General features: G+C 59.6%; 16 protein-coding genes. 4 read left to right on the top strand and 12 right to left on the bottom strand.

Annotation, left to right across the window (positions count from 1 at the left end; translation table 11 throughout):
• Nucleotides 1-103: 103 nt before the first annotated feature.
• From VIM95_RS10325 to VIM95_RS10335, 3 genes are all read left to right on the top strand, one after another.
• Nucleotides 104-337, top strand: coding sequence for a TM2 domain-containing protein (locus tag VIM95_RS10325; RefSeq protein ID WP_331985309.1), 234 nt, complete (start codon nt 104-106; stop codon nt 335-337).
• Between the two features lie 649 nt (nt 338-986).
• The gene (locus VIM95_RS10330; RefSeq protein WP_331985311.1) at nt 987-2,285 is read left to right on the top strand and encodes an MFS transporter; all 1,299 of its coding nucleotides are present in this window, start codon (nt 987-989) and stop codon (nt 2,283-2,285) included.
• 52 nt (nt 2,286-2,337) lie between these two features.
• Nucleotides 2,338-3,123, top strand: coding sequence for a substrate-binding domain-containing protein (locus tag VIM95_RS10335; RefSeq protein ID WP_331985313.1), 786 nt, complete (start codon nt 2,338-2,340; stop codon nt 3,121-3,123).
• A gap of 448 nt (nt 3,124-3,571) precedes the next feature.
• On the opposite strand, the gene VIM95_RS10340 is transcribed toward VIM95_RS10335, so the two are convergent.
• The 7 genes from VIM95_RS10340 to VIM95_RS10370 all read right to left on the bottom strand — a co-directional run bounded on the left by VIM95_RS10340 (nt 3,572) and on the right by VIM95_RS10370 (nt 9,348).
• Nucleotides 3,572-4,489, bottom strand: a complete 918-nt coding sequence (locus tag VIM95_RS10340) for a LysR family transcriptional regulator (RefSeq protein ID WP_331985315.1) — start codon at nt 4,487-4,489, stop codon at nt 3,572-3,574.
• A 286-nt stretch (nt 4,490-4,775) separates the two neighbouring features.
• The gene (locus tag VIM95_RS10345) at nt 4,776-5,573 is read right to left on the bottom strand and encodes a nuclear transport factor 2 family protein (protein WP_331985317.1); all 798 of its coding nucleotides are present in this window, start codon (nt 5,571-5,573) and stop codon (nt 4,776-4,778) included.
• 33 nt (nt 5,574-5,606) lie between these two features.
• Nucleotides 5,607-7,028, bottom strand: coding sequence for an aminotransferase class III-fold pyridoxal phosphate-dependent enzyme (locus VIM95_RS10350; RefSeq protein WP_331985319.1), 1,422 nt, complete (start codon nt 7,026-7,028; stop codon nt 5,607-5,609).
• A 237-nt stretch (nt 7,029-7,265) separates the two neighbouring features.
• Entirely contained in the window at nt 7,266-7,943 is a 678-nt protein-coding gene (locus VIM95_RS10355; RefSeq protein ID WP_331985321.1) for a hypothetical protein, read from the bottom strand.
• Between the two features lie 233 nt (nt 7,944-8,176).
• On the bottom strand, nt 8,177-8,677 hold the full coding sequence (locus VIM95_RS10360; RefSeq protein ID WP_331985323.1) for a hypothetical protein: 501 nt from the start codon (nt 8,675-8,677) through the stop codon (nt 8,177-8,179).
• 34 nt (nt 8,678-8,711) lie between these two features.
• Nucleotides 8,712-8,924 (bottom strand): helix-turn-helix transcriptional regulator, encoded by a 213-nt coding sequence (locus tag VIM95_RS10365; protein ID WP_331985325.1) that lies wholly within the window; start codon nt 8,922-8,924, stop codon nt 8,712-8,714.
• A 10-nt stretch (nt 8,925-8,934) separates the two neighbouring features.
• Complete coding sequence (locus VIM95_RS10370) at nt 8,935-9,348, bottom strand: hypothetical protein (protein ID WP_331985327.1); 414 nt, start codon at nt 9,346-9,348, stop codon at nt 8,935-8,937.
• A gap of 229 nt (nt 9,349-9,577) precedes the next feature.
• Between VIM95_RS10370 and VIM95_RS10375 the strand changes: the two genes are divergently transcribed.
• Nucleotides 9,578-11,764 (top strand): prolyl oligopeptidase family serine peptidase, encoded by a 2,187-nt coding sequence (locus tag VIM95_RS10375; protein WP_331985329.1) that lies wholly within the window; start codon nt 9,578-9,580, stop codon nt 11,762-11,764.
• A gap of 259 nt (nt 11,765-12,023) precedes the next feature.
• Here VIM95_RS10375 and VIM95_RS10380 read toward each other — a convergent pair whose 3' ends face one another.
• From VIM95_RS10380 to VIM95_RS10400, 5 genes are all read right to left on the bottom strand, one after another.
• Nucleotides 12,024-13,163 (bottom strand): serine hydrolase domain-containing protein, encoded by a 1,140-nt coding sequence (locus tag VIM95_RS10380; RefSeq protein ID WP_331985331.1) that lies wholly within the window; start codon nt 13,161-13,163, stop codon nt 12,024-12,026.
• Between the two features lie 508 nt (nt 13,164-13,671).
• On the bottom strand, nt 13,672-14,634 hold the full coding sequence (locus VIM95_RS10385; protein ID WP_331985333.1) for a toll/interleukin-1 receptor domain-containing protein: 963 nt from the start codon (nt 14,632-14,634) through the stop codon (nt 13,672-13,674).
• A 334-nt stretch (nt 14,635-14,968) separates the two neighbouring features.
• A complete protein-coding gene (locus VIM95_RS10390) occupies nt 14,969-15,316 on the bottom strand; it encodes a hypothetical protein (RefSeq protein ID WP_331985335.1) in 348 nt (115 codons plus the stop codon).
• The gene (locus VIM95_RS10395; protein ID WP_331985337.1) at nt 15,313-16,047 is read right to left on the bottom strand and encodes a hypothetical protein; all 735 of its coding nucleotides are present in this window, start codon (nt 16,045-16,047) and stop codon (nt 15,313-15,315) included. The genes VIM95_RS10390 and VIM95_RS10395 overlap by 4 nt, the downstream gene beginning before the upstream one ends.
• Before the next feature lie 6 nt (nt 16,048-16,053).
• On the bottom strand, nt 16,054-16,878 hold the full coding sequence (locus VIM95_RS10400; protein ID WP_331985339.1) for a DUF2167 domain-containing protein: 825 nt from the start codon (nt 16,876-16,878) through the stop codon (nt 16,054-16,056).
• Nucleotides 16,879-17,249 lie beyond the last annotated feature (371 nt).

Consider the following 17,249-nt stretch of genomic DNA (forward strand, 5'->3'; position numbering starts at 1 on the left):
CCTGCCCCGCCGGCTGGCATACCATCGCAGCCGACATGCCGGCACCAGCCGGAACCGGCCAAAAACACGGATCGTCCGCCGAGACGAGCTATGGGGAGGAACCATGGACAAGAACCCGATACCGCAAAGCGAGCTCAATGGCCCGCTGCTCGCCCTGCTCTGCCTTTTCTTCGGCGTCTTCGGCGCCCACCGCTTCTATGCCGGCAAGAAGAACACGGCCATCGCCATGCTCTGCACCCTAGGCGGAGTGGGCGTGTGGGCGCTGGTGGATCTGCTGATCATCCTTGCCAATGAGTTCAGGGATAGTCAGGGTAACAAGGTACATGTTTGGGATTAGGCGCCGCTTGAATTCGGCCTCAAGTGGAGGACCATCACCGACTATTCCTCGGCCAAAGCGGGCGCTCACACGCGCTGGCCGGGCTGTCTGTTTCAGCCATATTGGAGTCGTGGCAAGCCGCCGCAACAACACGACCCACGATTTGGGTTTGCTCAACGCGTTGGCAGACCTGGCTTCAATGTCGGCGGTACTGCACCAGGCCAGCAAAGAGGTGACGGCTCGGCTGGGCTGAGGCCGCTTTCACAGTCATTGCCCAGTTACTTCTCGGCTTCCCTGAACGCCATCGAGCGCAACGCTGAGGAGGTCTTCGTCAACAACGCTGCTCACATGAGCCATTCGGCCCTGTCCATTTCTATCTATCTCAAGGACGTAATCGCAGGGTAAGCCATGCTGGTGTCGAAATGCATAAACCGACCTACGCGAACCGGAACGCTCAGCATCCCCTGTGAGGTTAGGTAGTTCGAGCAAGCAATTGCGCATCAGACTCAACCGGCGCTGATGAGACGGCATCGATTCGTTGCTATTGATCGCAAATTGGTATCAATCAATTCAAAAAATGCACTTTTGTTTGTGAGTCTCTCCGGGGAACATGCCCAAAAACGACAATCGGCCGGGCCACGGCCTTTTTTGGACTCCTGGAGACACTTCGATGCACACCTCTTCCAGCCCTTCGAAAGGGCATTCAAAGATCTCACAGGTCTTCCGCGTCACTGCCGGGAATTTCCTGGAGCAGTTCGACTTCTTCCTGTTCGGTTTCTACGCTACACAGATCGCAAACGTGTTCTTTCCCACCGCGAGCGAGTTCGCTTCGTTGATGATGACGTTCGCGGTTTTTGGCGCCGGCTTTTTGATGCGACCACTCGGCGGGATTGTGCTTGGTGCATATATCGATGACGTGGGCCGCCGGAAAGGACTCATTGTCACGCTCTCCATCATGGCAAGCGGTACGATCTTGATCGCATTCGTCCCAGGCTACGCCACGATAGGCCTTCTAGCGCCCGCGCTCGTATTGCTTGGGCGGCTCCTGCAAGGCTTCTCGGCAGGTGCGGAGTTGGGCGGGGTGTCGGTATATCTGGCCGAAATAGCCACGCCCGGCCGCAAAGGCTTTTTCACAAGCTGGCAGTCCGCCAGCCAGCAAGTCGCGATCGTCGTCGCCGCAGGTCTCGGTTTCGCCCTGAATCAATGGCTGAGCGCAGCCGCTATTGCCTCGTGGGGATGGCGCGTACCGTTTTTCGTCGGCTGCATGATCGTGCCGTTTATTTTCGTACTGCGCCGTAGTCTTGAAGAAACGCAGGAGTTCAAGGCCCGCAAGCATCGTCCAAGCATGAAGGAAGTATTCGGTACGTTGGCTCAAAACTGGGCCGTCGTTATTGCGGGCATGATGCTGGTGGCTATGACCACCACGAGTTTCTATCTCATTACCGTGTATGCGCCAACCTTCGGCAAAACGGTGCTGCACCTTAGTACCGCCGATAGCCTGCTCGTGACCTTGTGTGTCGGTGTGTCGAATTTCCTGTGGTTGCCCATCGGCGGCGCACTCTCAGACAAGATCGGCCGGCGGCCGATTCTCGTTGGCATGACGGTGTTGACGATCACCACTGCCTATCCGGCACTCTCCTTGCTCGCGCACGCGCCGAGCTTCCTGAACATGCTGTGTGTGCTGCTCTGGCTCTCTTTCATGTACGGCATCTACAACGGCGCGATGATTGCCGCGCTCACGGAAGTGATGCCAGCCCAGGTACGCGTCGCGGGTTTCTCGCTTGCATATGGTCTCGCGACGGCTGTCTTCGGTGGTTTCACTCCCGCAATCTCGACCGCAGCCATTCACATGACCGGGGATAAAGCCGCACCAGGCTACTGGATGAGTTTCGCTGCCCTGTGCGCACTATTGGCGACTTTCGCGCTTTATCGTCGCCGCGAAGCGATGACGCTGACGCCGGCACATTGATACCCAGCTCTTCCCGCGTGCGTACTGATGTTTACGACTCTGCGAGGCAATCATGATGAAGAACCGGCTTTTAAAGCTATGTGCGGCAGCACTTGCAGCAACAATGGTAACGACGGTAAACGTACAGGCCGCCGATCTGCATGTCATGAGTTCAGGTGGCTTCACCGCCGCCTACAAATTGCTCGGGCCCAAGTTCGCTTCGCAAACGGGCAACGAGCTTGAGACAGCGCTCGGCCCGTCAATGGGCAAATCACCCGAAGCGATTCCGAACCGGCTTACGCGTGGCGAACCTGCAGACGCCGTCATCATGGTGGGCTACGCACTTGACGATCTGATCAGACAAGGGAAAGTGATACCGGGGTCGCGCGTTGAGCTAGCCGATTCGCGCATCGGCATGGTCGTGCGCGAAGGTGCGGCGAAGCCCGACATCAACTCGGCGGAGGACCTCAAGCATGTGCTGTTGCACGCAAAGTCGATTGCCTATTCAGACAGTGCAAGTGGTGTCTACATCGAGCGTGAACTGTTCAAGAAACTGGGTATCGAGGAACAGGTGAGACCCAAGGCGAAGATGATCCAGCGGATACCGGTCGCATCCGTCGTAGCAAATGGCGAGTACGAAATCGGCTTCCAGCAGGTAAGCGAACTGCTTCCGATCCAAGGTGTTACCTTCGTCGGAAAGATTCCCGAGTCGCTGCAGTCCGTCACGCGCTTTGCTGCCGGGATCCCCGTCGGTGCGCTGCACGCGGGGGAAGCCAAGGCGCTGCTTGAATACCTCGCGTCCCCTGAGGCCCAAGCTGACGTGAAATCGACTGGACTGGATTCTGTGCCTGCAAACTGATGCCTGGCCGGGACATTGTGTCGCCGCCCACCCTTTCGGGGTCGCTGATCAAGGCTGCCGCAAAATTCCAGCTCGACCAATCATGAGTTGGCGACCTAGCGTATTTGCAGGACGAACTGCACTGTTTGATGTCGCGGTGAAGCGCCCAGGTTTTTGAGTAGGCTTCAACTCTTGAGAGAATAGAGCCATGAAGAAACCCGTCAAGTATTCCCCCTAGCCGACAACGCAAGTACACCCCGCCCATTGTCTAGCAGGGTGAGTTGCTGCCCGCTGGCTAAACCTGTCACGGTACCGCCAATGCTATAGGTTGCCCGTTGGTATCCGAGTGCCCGCTTCCGCCGAGTCTCACGAGCAGCCCAACGCTTCTGCTAAGCCTTCAGCAAAAAGACGTTCAAACGTGCCGTACGGTTCAAATGTTTGATGTCACTGCAAGGTGAATGGGTTCACGTTATCGATTACTGCTTGTGGCGGTCCCGCGCTTCGCCTCAATGATCATCCGGTGAAGTGCCTCTGCAGCAGGCGTGAGCGGTCGTCCGCGCCGTTTCAGGATGCCCACGCGCCGTTTCACCACCGGCTCGACGAGAGGGACGCTCGTGAGGATAGGGTGGTCGATCCCCGGCATGGCCATCGATGGCACCGCAGCAACACCGAGCCCGACTTCAACCAACCCCAACATGGTCGTGACGTGCCGCGTCTCACATACGCTTGGCTTGCGTGGTGCTACGGCAGACAACGCCTGGTCGAGCAACAAGCGGTTACCGGAAGTCTTGTCCACTGACACGTAATCGTGCTCATAAAGATCGTTCCAGGTCACCTGTTTGCTGCGTGCGAGAGGATGGTCCCTGCGGCAGGCTGCAACAAACCGCTCCTGCAGCAACACCTTGAATTCAATCTCGGGCTCTTGGCTGCCCATGAAACTCACGCCGAAGTCCGCTTCGCCGTTGATGACAGCACCAAGCACCTCGTTGGCGCTTGTATCCAGGAGCTTTACTCTGATGCGTGGGAAACGGCTGTGATAGCTCGCAATGATGTTAGGCAGGAAGTAGTAGGCTACCGAAGGCACACACGCCACAGTCACGTGACCGAGGCGGCTGGATGAAATGTCACGGATGCTGAGCAGTGCAACATCGAGATCATCGAGCAATTGTTCTGCACTGCGGGCGAACACGCGCCCGATAGTGGTGAGCGTCACTCTGCGCGTGGTGCGTTCGAACAAAGGTACGCCGAGCGCGTCCTCAAGCTTATCTATCCGGCGACTCAAAGCCGATTGGGAAATGCTGATCGCCTCCGCGGCCTTCCGAAAGCCGCCGAGATCCACCACGGCACGAAATGCTTGCAAGTCGGTCAAGTCAAAGTTGATGCCCACAGGAAGGCCTCCACATCTTAGATGTGGTGCATTTTGCGAGATATTTTCACATCCGTGGTAAGCATGCGGGCGCTGGTGCCTGTTGACCGCCATGCTGGTTGCAGCTGACCAGTGCAAAGCGGCTGCTCATTTATTTAGCATTGCGGTGAGCGACGTCTTATTGACCGGGAAAGATCAGACAAAAGCCAGCAATTTGCAGTCAAGGCAAAACATCCACGTTGGTCGAACCTCCTCCCTTTGGCTCACTTGCGGAAGCGGAAACCGTGGTGTGCGCTGCAAGCCGACCTTAGTCAGTATTGACCGCACGCGTGGTCAACCAGGCTGCCGGTGACATCCCCGTAACGACGCGAAACGCACCATAAAACGTGCTGGTTGATCGAAAGCCAGCCTGCTCAGCCCACGCTACCACGCCACCTTCCACCGGCATCGGCACCGCTTGCAGCAGATATTCGACGCGAATTCGGTTCAGGTAATCAAAGAAGCTGACACCCTTGACCTGGTTGAGGGCGAAGGAAATTTGATTACGGGTGTAGCCCGTTGCAGCCGCGACCTGCTGCAATGACAACGCGGCATCGCAAAATGGTCGGGCCGTCTGCATCCACGCGTCCAGGTCCGCCAGCAAATAACCAATTTCCCGTGCCGACAAACCGATCTTCTCCATCCGGTTACCAGGCTCTAGCGCACGTTTTTTTGCCGGTCGACTGACTTGGACAGGCTCAGCCCCCTGTTCGGGGATCGCATATTCATCAATGGCAACAATCAGGCCATGCTCAACCCTTACCACATCACACGCGGTGACCGTCAGCAGTGCGTCGCCGCTTGCCGAGCGGATGGCCTCGCGATACCGCAAGGTCGCAGTATCGCCATCGACCCGAACTCGATCGGTATAGGTAAGCGAGTCGAGCTTCGAACGTTTGATGACCGCCGTCACATGGGTGCGCAATGCCTCTCCGACGTAGCGATGACCTGTGTAGTGGTCGGTAAACACCATCTCGGGGTGGTACAGCGCGAACAGACCATCCAGGTCTGCCGCCGCCCACCGGGCGTTGTGCTCGGTAACCAGTTGCAGGGTTTCAGCTTCCATTCCGACAATGTAGCACCGGCACACACCGCGGGATCAGCGCAGGGCGAGCGCGGCGGCATCCTGTATGTCTGTCTTCTCGGCCGGAGGACATACCGCGACCTCGCGGATGGCTGCGGCTATCTGCTCGCAACTATGCCGGAAGACCACCGGCGCCATGGTCAATGCCGGTTGTAGCCGCAAATGCCATTTGCCACGCTGTGAAATACCGAGAACACCGCGACGCAGGCTCGCGTGGTGCACGGCATACTGGAAAGCTGGTGCCGGCCGGTTGCTGGCCTTGTCCATCACAAACTCGATGGCTGCCATGGCACCGACGGCGCGCACATCCCCAACCTGCTCAATTTCATGTCGCAGTGGTTCCAGCACCTGTTTGAAAATGCGTTCCAGTTCCAGTGCGTTGTCCAGCACTCCGCCGGCCTCGATCAGGTTGACGCCGGCCAATGCACCCGCGCACGCTGCAGGCGCAAAGCCATAGGTGCTGCCCAGATGCAATTCGGTGTTGGCCATCACCGCATCGGTACCGAGAATGGCGGCAATAGGCTGCCCACCCGCAGCAAATGCTTTGCCCAACAACAGCAGATCGGGATCGATTCCCTGCCAGCGCTGCATGGCGAACATCGTGCCGCAGCGCCCCATGCAGGTCTGCACCTCGTCCAGGCACAATAGCCAGCCCCACCGCTTGCACATGGCGCCCAGCCGGTCCCAGAATCGCTGCGACGGCGCATGAATGCCGCCCTCGCCCAGCACAGGCTCGATCAAGACCCCGGCCACCTGCCCCGGATGCACCTGTTGCACCAGCAGATAATCCAGGTAGTCCAGCACTTCACACTCATCTACCGGACCTGGACCACGCCGGAACGGGGAGCGGAAGCGATTGGGATAGGGCACCATCACCACGCCAGAGACGTACTGGGTCCGACCGGAAGAAACGTTAGACAGGTCGCTGGAGGCACCGGCGGTCAGGTAAGTCGATTCGCCGTGATACTGGCCGCCGAAGGTGATGATCAGCGGGCGGCGCGATGACTCCCGCATGAATTTGACCGCCGCTTCAACCGCCAGGGTGCCAGAGACCGAATACTCCACCCGCGATAGCCGTCCCGGCGCAATCTCTACCAGCTTGGCCACCAAGTCCAAAGCGGCCTGATTGGGCAACCAACCACTGATTTGCATCCCATGGCGGTCCCAGGCGGTATCCATGGCCGCCTTCACTTCGGGTGGCGTCGGCCCGAATGGTGAGGCTCCCCATGCCGACATGTGGTCGGCAAAGGTATTGCCATCGGCATCCTCAATCAGAAAGCCCCGCTTGCCTGCTTCGAGCAACGGGTAGATTTCATGATCAGCGTTGGCCCCAGTCAGGTGGGGGTCGTGGCGGGCAAACAGTTCGGCAGACTTCGGTCCGGGCAAGGTAGTGTTGACCTTGGGCAGTTCGTGGCGTGGATCATGGGCTAGCATCATCGTCCCCTTGTTGATGCAGCCAGTCTTCCACGCACCATCAAGGGCTTGCCATCCGCGCGGACCCGCGCGAAAGGATCTGTTCAGGGCTGTTTGACGAAGAACTTACGGCCAGACATCCACCGATGTACAAATGGGATTCATCGGCGTGATAAGCATGACCAGGATCGTGCCTTGCAATCACACATAGTTTCTGGAGTTGCAAGACGCAGCCCAAATCCGGCCGCGCAGAGCGTTGTCTCAGCGCGGTGCTGGTTTCTCGTGCCCGACCTGAGGCGCAGCAGTTTGCTTGCTGTTGTCCAGCGAGCCTTGTCTGCTGGCCTGGTTCACAAAGTTGCGAGCTACGGCAGCTAGCCACCTGCCCATTGGGAGCTCCGGGTCGAAGATGTTGTCGTTGACGGGAGTAGGTAAGGGGCAGACGTCCTTCATGCGTTTGACGATATCGTTGGCCAGGTCTGTGGCCTGATCGAAATCAAGCGGCTGCTTGTAAGGCAGGCCAGCGGCATACCCGGCTGCGCATGACAAAAGGCGTACATCCAGATCGTTGGTCTTGGGTGGCAGAAACTCGGGTGGCAGGCAGGGGAAATTCCGCTCCAGGAAGCGGACTACCTCGGCCTCGGTCGCCATGCGAGGTGCTGCACCATCTGCCGCGCCGTTGGATGAACGAACCAACGCCTGAAGTAGCACGTAAACCTGTTCTGGATAGGTGCCGACCATGCAGAACCTTTTGCCCAGATAGGGGGCTGCAACATGGAGTATGGCGCCGGCCCGCATTTGCGTGACAGGTCCCTGACCGGCCGCCGCGAGGATCTCTGCCGTCACATCGGGATCAGCCTGGTTGGCTTTCGTTTCAGGATATTGGGCAAAGGAAACGACGCTTGCACAGGCAAACGCAATGATGAGCAGGAGTTTCTGCATGGTGTAATCCTGGAGTGGCGACAATGGTTTCTCGGTACCAGCCCATACCGGTTCAAACGCTATATGGCGCTTGGTTGAGTATCTGCGGTACGGCACGCTTCTTGGTACCTTTGCTCGTAATCATGGCATCGTCAGCAACACGATTCCACGATAAGCGGCTGCCTACCAGTATGAGTTGAGTGTGAAGATTACAAGCGCTGATTCTCGCCGTCCGGCAGCGATGAGGCTTGCAACTAATCCCCCGCCTCACCCCAATCATGAAAGCGCAAGATCGCCAGGCTGGCCGCAGCGATCAGCAATTTCCACTCCTCGGCAGCAACGGCTAGCTCGTAGGTCTTACCCATCGTCGAGCGAGTGAAGTGCCAAGACTCACTAGCCGGCTGTTGGTACCACTGGCTGACGGGCGCCAGCACTTCACCCTTGGACTTGAAGACATATTTGCTGCCGCCGCCCTCGCAACGTATGTCCATGACGGGCTTCCCGGCCATGTCTTCAACGATGAGGCGGCTCCCAAATATCAGCCAGGACGGCGGGACCAGCTTATAGCGCTGCCCCTGGTGAACGAGCTGCCACCCTGCCATCAGCTTGTCCACGGCCAGTTCTGTACCGCGCTCTGCGTGGACAAGGTCAAAGCCTTCGCCGTTGGCATTTTCCTTGTCACGAATCTCAAACTTAAAGCTTTCATCAGCACCATCAGCAATGTATTTGCTGATACGAGAAAGTGTGAAGCTCACGAAATATCCTTCAAGTTAATCCTGACATCGCAACCTAGTCCGGGCCAGCCTCCAGCCCAAACAACTCCTCCACCGTCACCCCCAAGGTCCTCGCCAGCTTCAGCGCCAGCAAGGTGGAGGGCACCATTTGCCCGGCTTCGATGGCGCTGATCGATTTGCGGGTGATACCGGCGCGCTCGGCCAGCTCGGCCTGGGTAAGGTCCAGCCGGGCGCGGTGCACGCGCATCGTGGTGGTCAGGCGTTCCATAGGGGCCTCATCAACGGTCGTACCAGAGCAGGCTGGCCAGCACGGTCAGCACCGCCATCACGGCTGCTTCGTGCTTGACCGATACCCAGATCAACGAAACCACGAGCAGGGGTTGCAGCCCCAGCGCCACCAGAAAGCCGTTGCGCCACGCGCGCTGCAGGCTGAGCTGACGCAGCTCGTCTTGCTGCACGGCCTGCATGCTGCCTTTGTCGCTGCGCTTGGCTAGCCCCTGCAAGACGGCGACGGTGATCGCAATGACAACCGGCAGGCCCGCCGACAAGGCTTGCGCCTCGTACGCAAAGGACTGCGTGCCGAGCCCCAGCAGGGCGATGACGCCGATCACCAGCGTCAGCCCCAGGCCAAGCTGCGGGTGTTTGTGCGATACGCGCACTGCTTGTTCGATCGCGAATTGCTGGTCAGCCATGTTCTGCATCCACGGTTGGTAGATGCTTCAATGTAACGCATAAATCCCAAAAAGAAACCTATAGGTTACAAATTCACGCAGGCAGCGTTGTTTTTGCGCTGTGAGCCATGGCTCCCCTCCCCTGTCGCTCGCTAGCCCCAACCACACCCTAAACATACCAATCAGATTGTTTACCACCCTCCCGCCGTCTAGACTGCGGTTTTTCTGACCGCACTATCCGGGAGACGGAATGAGTACACCCACCGCTCGCCGAGGGCTTGCCCTCGGCTTCCTGGCCTTACTGGCCCCGCTTGCGATCCAGGCGCAGGAGACCCAGCCCAAGGCCCCCATCCGGCCCGTTACCGACACCTACTTCGGCACCGAAGTGGTCGATAACTACCGCTACCTTGAGAACCTCAAAGACCCGGAAGTGCAGGCCTGGATGAAGGGCCAGGCGGGCTATACCCGCAGCCAGCTCGACAAGCTGCCAGGCCGTGAAGCCCTCTTGGAGCGCATCCATGCGCTGTCGAACAGCGACGCGCGCCGTGGCGGCTTTATCCAGCGTGGCCAGCGCTTCTTCTACCTCTTGACCGAGCCGGGCGCCCAGCAGCCCAAGCTGTATTACCGCGACGGGGTGGATGGCAAGGAGCAGCTGTTGCTCGACCCAGCCAAGCTGGGCGAAGGCACCACCACCCACTATGCGCTGGACTACTACACCCCATCCTGGGACGGCAAGCTGATCGCCTACGGCGTATCGGCCGGCGGTTCCGAGATCAGCGAGCTGCGGGTGATGGACGTGGCCAGCGGCAAGTCGCAGGGCGAGGCGATCAACCGGACCGACAATGCCATCGTGAGCTGGCGGCCGGACAACCGCTCCTTCTTCTACCTGCGCTTCCCCAAGCCCACGGCCGACATGGCCGCCTCCGAGACGCAGTTCAACGCCCGCACCTATCTGCACGTGGTGGGCAAGAACGCCAATGGCGATGCCGACCCGGTGGTGTTTGGCCGCGGTGTGGCCAAGGGCCTGAATGTGCCGGAAGGCCAGGGCACCTGGGTGCTCTCGTCCCCCGATACGCCCTACGCCATTGCGGCGGCCAACCACAATATGGACGAGAACCCGTCCACCTTTTACGTGGCCCCGCTGGGCAGCGTAACCGGCAGCAACACCCCCTGGCGCAAGCTGGCCGATGTGGCCGACGGCGTGACCCAGGTCGAGGCCCGTGGTGACAAGCTCTACTACCTCTCGCAGCTCGGTGCCTCGCGCTTCCGCCTGCTCGCCACCCCGCTCAGCAAGCCCGACCTCAAGCACCCCGAGGTGATCGTGCCCGAGGGCGAAGGCGTGCTGACAGGCTTTAGCTTTGCCAAGGAAGGCATCTACGTGCGCGAGCGCGCCGGTGCCGTATCGCGCCTCAAGCTCGTCTCCTACGACGGCAAGCAGAGCAAGAACGTACCCCTGCCCTTTGAGGGCGCACTGTACGGCCCCACCACCGATAGCCGCGAGGCCGGTGCGCTCTTCAATATGCAGAGCTGGGTGCAGGCCCCCGCCATCTACCGCTACGACCCGGCCAGCAACCAGGTGCGCGATACCGGCCTGATGCCGGCATCCAAGGTCGATACCTCCGCCCTCACCAGTACCGAGGTGCTGGCCGTGAGCTACGACGGCACCCGCGTGCCGCTGTCCATCATCCACAAGAAGGGCCTGCCGCTGAACGGCAACAACCCCACCATCCTGGATGGCTACGGTAGCTATGGCATCTCGATCGAGCCGCGCTTCAACGCGGCATCGATCGCCTGGATCGAGCGCGGCGGCATCCTGGCCGTGGCCCATGTGCGCGGCGGCGGCGAGTACGGCGAAGCCTGGCATACCGGCGGCCAGTTCCGCAGCAAGCCCAACACCATTCTGGACTTTATCGCCTGCGCCCAATACCTGGTCGACAAGGGCTACACCAGCCCCCGCTACCTGGCTGGCACCGGCACCAGTGCCGGCGGCATTCTGGTGGGTGGCGCCCTGACCTGGCGGCCGGACCTGTTCGGCGTGATCCTCGACGTGGTGGGCATGTCCGATACCCTGCGCTCCGAGACCGAGCCCAACGGCCCGCCCAATGTCTCCGAGTTCGGCTCGGTCAAGACCCAGGACGGCTTCCACGGCCTCTACGCCATGAGCCCCTACGTTCGCGTACGCGCAGGCACAGCCTACCCGGCGGTGATGTTTGTGACCGGCGCCAACGATATGCGCGTGGCCCCGTGGCATATGGCCAAGATGGCGGCCAGCGTGCAGGCCGCCACCAGCAGCCAACGCCCGGTGCTCTTGCGCATCGACTACGACGCCGGCCACGGTCTGGGCTCGAACCGCTCGCAGCGTGAGCAGCAGCTGGCCGACCAGTGGGCCTTTGCGTTGTGGCAGATGGGCGACCCAGCCTTCCAGCCGGCGCGCTGAATGTCACCAACAAAGCCCTTCTGGCGTTGTTGTGCGAGCTTGCCGTACTAACTGTACTGTCTGCGCTCGCACGCCTAGCCAGAACCGCTGCGCTGGGCTTTGTTGGCGACTTTAAGATTTGCGCGGGCAATGAGAAAACGGCCACCCTTCTGGGTGGCCGTTTTATTTGGCAAAGCTGCAGTGCGGTTTAGCTATTGCTACCGCCGCAGAATAACCGGCCTAGTGCTGGGGCCTGATCTAGGCGGCTGACCAATAGGGTCTACTGGCCTATCATCTTGGCCTCCGGCTCGGCTTTGAAGGGCGGGCTGATCTGTACCAGTACCGGTCCCAACACCTTGCGCAGCACGGCCTCGCTGCCCATATCCTCACCGGCATTGGCTACCGCCAGTACGCCCGCGCCCGATTCTGGAAACAAGATCACGTAGGCCAGCCAGTTGCCATCGGAGCCCGCATGGACCAGTACCGGCCCCTTGCGACCCATGATGCTCGGCTGTACGCCCCAGTCCATCGCCGCGGGCCCGCCGGGCTGGGCGGTCTGCATCAGCTTATAGCTGGCGTCTGACAGGAGGCGTCCCTTGCCTTGCGCGCCGGCTAGCTGGTCAAGATTGAACCGCGCCCAGTCGGCCAGGCTCATTCGTACAAACCCCGCAGGGGCGTAGATCGCCGGCAAGCCATCGTCGACATTGCGGGGAGCCCGCATGGGCTTGCCATGCTGATGACCCATCGGCTCACCGGCAGCCGGTGCGCCAAAACTGGCGCCTTGCATGGCCAATGGTGCGAATACTTCGTCCCTCATCAACGCCTCAAAGCTCTGGCCAGTCGCCCGTTCTGCAATGGCAGCCGCGACGATAAAACCGGTGTTGCTATAGGCAAAGCTGCCGACCTCCCCCTCTGGCGCGTCTTGCAAAGCGCGGGCGATAAATTCGGCCCGTTGAACCCGTATGTCCCTTTTGTCTTTGAGATAGCGAGAAATAACCCGCAGGTCGCGCATATCCCGTGGCAACCCAGCCCGGTGCGACAAGAGCTGTGCCAAGGTGACCTTGCGGTACTCGGGGCGCATGCTGTTCGCCAGTTCAGGCAGCATTTGCGCCAGCGGGCTGTCCCAATCAAGTCGCTGCTGTTCGACCAGCCGTGCCATCAAGGCAACGGTCATGACTTTGCCGGTCGAGCCGATCAGCCACTTGTCATCCAGCGCAACCTTGTCGGGTCGATCGTTACGCTGCCGCCCCAATACCGCCTGCCTGTCCACCTGCCCATCCTTGAGTACGGCGACCCCAACCGCAGGTACCCTGCTGGCCATGAGGGCGTCATGCAGCGTCTTGTCCAAGTCATCCGCCTGGCTGTAGACACCGCATACCAATACCAGCGCGCAAAGCCCAATTCGCAACAATCTACTCATCTCTACACTCCCTCTTCTATCCAATTGAAGCACCAGTCTAGAAACCGGGATCAGACCCTGCATTGTGCTTCCGACAGAATGCGGCAAAGCCAAGACCAGTTACCGCCAGGGCCGATAGTCGTTATGCCTGAACCATGTGAGGGCTAGCTGTTCGGCCTGGGCTGCAACGGCTCGCAGCACGCGCAGAAGATGATTGACCAGTGGACGTTGGCGCTTTGATAGTTGGTGACCGGGCTTTCCTACCCCGCAACTATGTTGCCTGGTTCGCGAGTAAACAAAACAGCCGCGTTTCGGGGCGGTCGTTTTGCTTGGAAAAACTGAAGCGCGGTTTGGTCCTTTGTGAGCGAGCTGTTGGCGGTTGACCAGTAAAGGCACGTATCTACCAATTCGGCCAGCCAGACCGCTTTCAACCCGAGGTGGTCGTTGGCCGCAAGGGAAAGCAGCCGTTAACGTTTGAGGCCGGAGGCGCGACACTGTTCTATCACGAATCGTCCCCCGCACCGCGGGGCTAGCCCTCGATATCAGGACGCATTGGTACATCATCTATCATCGCTACGCGAATCTTCCCATACGCTTCATCTGGTAAGCGATTACCTTCTTCCGGAAATTTTTCCTCTACATCCAGAATTGGGTATCGGTAGCGAGGTAGCTGAACTAGCAGATCGAAGTTTTTAGTACCGAGCAAAGGCACATATTGCCTTAGGTCATCAGGTTCGACACTGTTCCCTAACCAAAAGAGAATGGGAAAGACGACATCAATCTGTTTGCGGCTTAGCTTTCTAGATTTGATAAATTCCAGATGGCAGGCAGCGATATGCTCCCACCACTCAACTTCATTCTCTGGATGTAGATCTCTCTTAAATCCATCAACCCAAGCATCCATAGAATGTGTGTGTGCTCCCCAAAGTGCAGCACGCACAAGCCTTATACGACCAATCAGCGAAGGCGCCAATTCCTCATGAATTATTGGACTGTGCTTTATCTTGCCCAGTTCAACATCAACCATCTTTGCCGACTTCAGTTGTTCTTCCCACCGAAGCTTCCGATGAATACTCGTAAAAACGTCGGGTCGAATTACCTTGATTAGTTCAAGGGCAATCGCCGCAATGTCCTTTCGGTCAGCGTTAATTGCAAATTTATCGGCGAGAGTAGGGCTGTAGGCGAGCAGATCAGCCTTCGAAACGTTAAACCAAATAGGGAGAATTACCTTTCGCCCCTCAAACTCTTTCGCAGTAAGGCCCTTCAGTTCGTATTCAGGCCAATCTTTGCGCAGAAACGAAGGGGACAATACGACGACCCCATAGTTGCTTTTTGCTAGGCCTTTATCAATGGATCGACAGAGACTATCTCCAACATGCAAAGAGAATTCGTCATACCAAATTGATAATCCATAGAAGGCAAGTGATTCCGCAAGTGGCCTTACGAAGAGATCTTTATCCTCGCTTGCGTGGCTAATGAACACATCCCACATGCATTGATCTCCATCGATTTGTGAAGGCTAACTTGATTGTATACGGCAAGAGCGTCACCTATCCCGCTCAAAATCAGCGGCAACCCTTGCCAACGCTTGATCCACGGAACCAAAACCGGCGAAAACACCGCAGCAGCCATTTTATATACGTTCAGGCGACTGCTTTCTCCTGCATGCCGACCGGCAGCTACTTATCGGTTTCTGACGCAACACCGCACCACCTGGCGAGCAGCACATCAACCTGAAATAGCCGCCATCTCCATGGCATGATCGAAGCAACAATGTGTTGCTATGGGCAGTCAGCTACATCGGTATACGCACCTACCAGCAGCCATTACTCCACCGCATGCGGCAACAACATTTCATACGCCACCTTGATCGCCGCCAGCCGCTCTTCCGCCAGCGCCTGCAGGTCGGGCGCCAGGCCGCTGGCCCGGCCAGGCTCGTACTGCGCCAGCTTGCCGTGGTAAGCCGCTTGCAGGGCGGCGTGGTTGAAGGGCCGGGCCAGGCCCAGCTCGTCGCAGTAGCGGGCCAACTGGGCATCGGCCGCGGTGGTGCCGGGCAGCGCGGCCACCTGCCGCAGCGGCGGGGTCTTGGCCTTGCTCTTGTTCAGGGTTTCCAACAGCCAGCTGATCACCCAGTAGCCCAAGAGGCCAAACACAAATAGCGTCAGCAACTTCAAGTCTTGTTCTCCTTGGCTTGCAGGCTAGCGATCTGGGCCCGCAAACGGTTCAGCTGTTCCAACTCGGCCGGGGCATCTTGCATCTCCAGCAGTTCGGCCAGCTGCCGGTCCAGCGCTTCCAGCACATCGGGCGGGAAGTGCGCCTTGGCGCGCAGCAGGTCGGCCAGCGGTACCGAGGGCTGCATGCCCAGGTGCAGCTTGCGCAGCAATTGCCCGGCGTAGGGCAGGCAGAGAAAGGGTTCGAGCACCAGCTTCCAGCGCGAGCGCACGGTCTGCACAAAGGCCCGGTCGGTACCCAGCCAGAGCGCAAGCACCACCAGCACTTGCAGACCGTAGGTCAGCGCAAGCAAAAGCAGCAAGCGGTTGCCGGGCAAGCGCAACACGAGCGAGGCAGGAATAGCCAGCAAGAGGTAGAGCAGCACCAGCAGCAACAGGCTGCGCACCGCAAACTGGCTGCGCTCCAGCCGGCGTAGCCGCGCCAGCGGCTGGTTCAGGCTGCCGGCCGTGGGGGCCAGCATGTCCACCAGCAGCATGGGCCGGAGCGAACGCCAGGGGTGGAGCAACGCCACCCGGCGACCCAGAAAGGTGGCCCGCCAGGAGGGGAAGTCCAGCCGGACAGTATCCCCCGCCAGGTAAGCCACGCCCTGCCCCGCCGCCAGCGGCAGCAAGAGGCTGCCCAGGTAGAACAGCCAGATGCCGCCCGCCAGCAGCAGGTTGTAGTCGAGTACCACGCCGGCTTACTGCGACTTGCGCGAGAACAGCGACTTGATCATGCCGCCCAGCGCGGCCAAGCCCACCAGGATCAGCTTCCAACCGGCGGCCAGGGCTGCGCCTATCCACTTGAAAAAGCCGGTCTTGGCGGCCACGGCGGCGGCGCCACCAACCATCAGGCCGGCCAGGCCGTATTCGGCCACCTTGTCGCCGCTCTTGAATTCGTTGTAACCCTGCCCGGCCTTGAAGTCGAAGCCACCCAGCTCGCGCTTGAGTTCAGCCACCGAGCTATCGAAAGATTCCGGGTCGGTCACCAGGGTCACGTCGGTCACGCCGGTGCGGCCCAGGATCTTGGTGTGGTAGTTGATGACCTGATGGCCGCTCGACTCTGCCAGGGTGGCGTAGGAGAGGCGCTTGGTGTCGGTCTCGTAGTGCGGCGCCACGCGCCAGCCTATGATATTGAGCGGTGCCCAACCCTTGGCGGCGCGCTCCTTGTTGGCCTCGGCCGTACCTTCCTTGATGCTCTTTAGCACCGAGTCGGCGTCGATCTTCTCGTCGTCCTTCACGTGGCCGGTCTCGCTGTATTCAAAGATCGCGAACCACTTGTTGTCGCCAGCAGGCGCAAAGTACCAGGCGTTGGTCACGCCAGGGTTGTGCATGGCTTCCATGTAGCGCTCCGTATCGCCGCTGTCGAGCGAGAGAAAGTTCTCGCGCAGCTGCAGCTCCGCCACACTGCCGATGTTCTGGGTATAGGGGCCGTAGTGCGGGCTGTACTTGCCCTGCTCCTCGGCGCCTGCCAACACGCTGGCAACAGCCAGCACCAGTGCCCAACCACGTTTACGCAGCAGCATATTTTCCTCTCCCTGAGGCCTTATTGATTATTTTCCCGTCCAGGCCAGCGCCCGGCAGGTGGCGCGCATCTTAACATCGCCCCGGTCGGCCCGCGCCCGTACCGGGTGGCGCAGTACCCCTCTGTTGCGATTTATCCTGCAACACCCCTGCAAACAGACAAAAGGCCGCAGCTGCGGCCTTTGCGGGGGTCTTTGCTATTGCCCGGTCAGGCAGCCGCCTCGGCCTCGCAAGCCGCCATCATGGTCTCCGCCAGCAGGCTGTAGACGTCCGCCCAAGCATCGGCCACCTCGGGTGTGTAGTCCTCACCCAGGCCCTGGCCCAGGGTCATCAGCAATGCACCGCCCACGGTGTTGTAGTGCTCTTCGCGCAC

Origin of the sequence: Chitinimonas sp., assembly GCF_036568685.1 — a bacterium.
GTDB lineage: Bacteria > Pseudomonadota > Gammaproteobacteria > Burkholderiales > Chitinimonadaceae > Chitinimonas.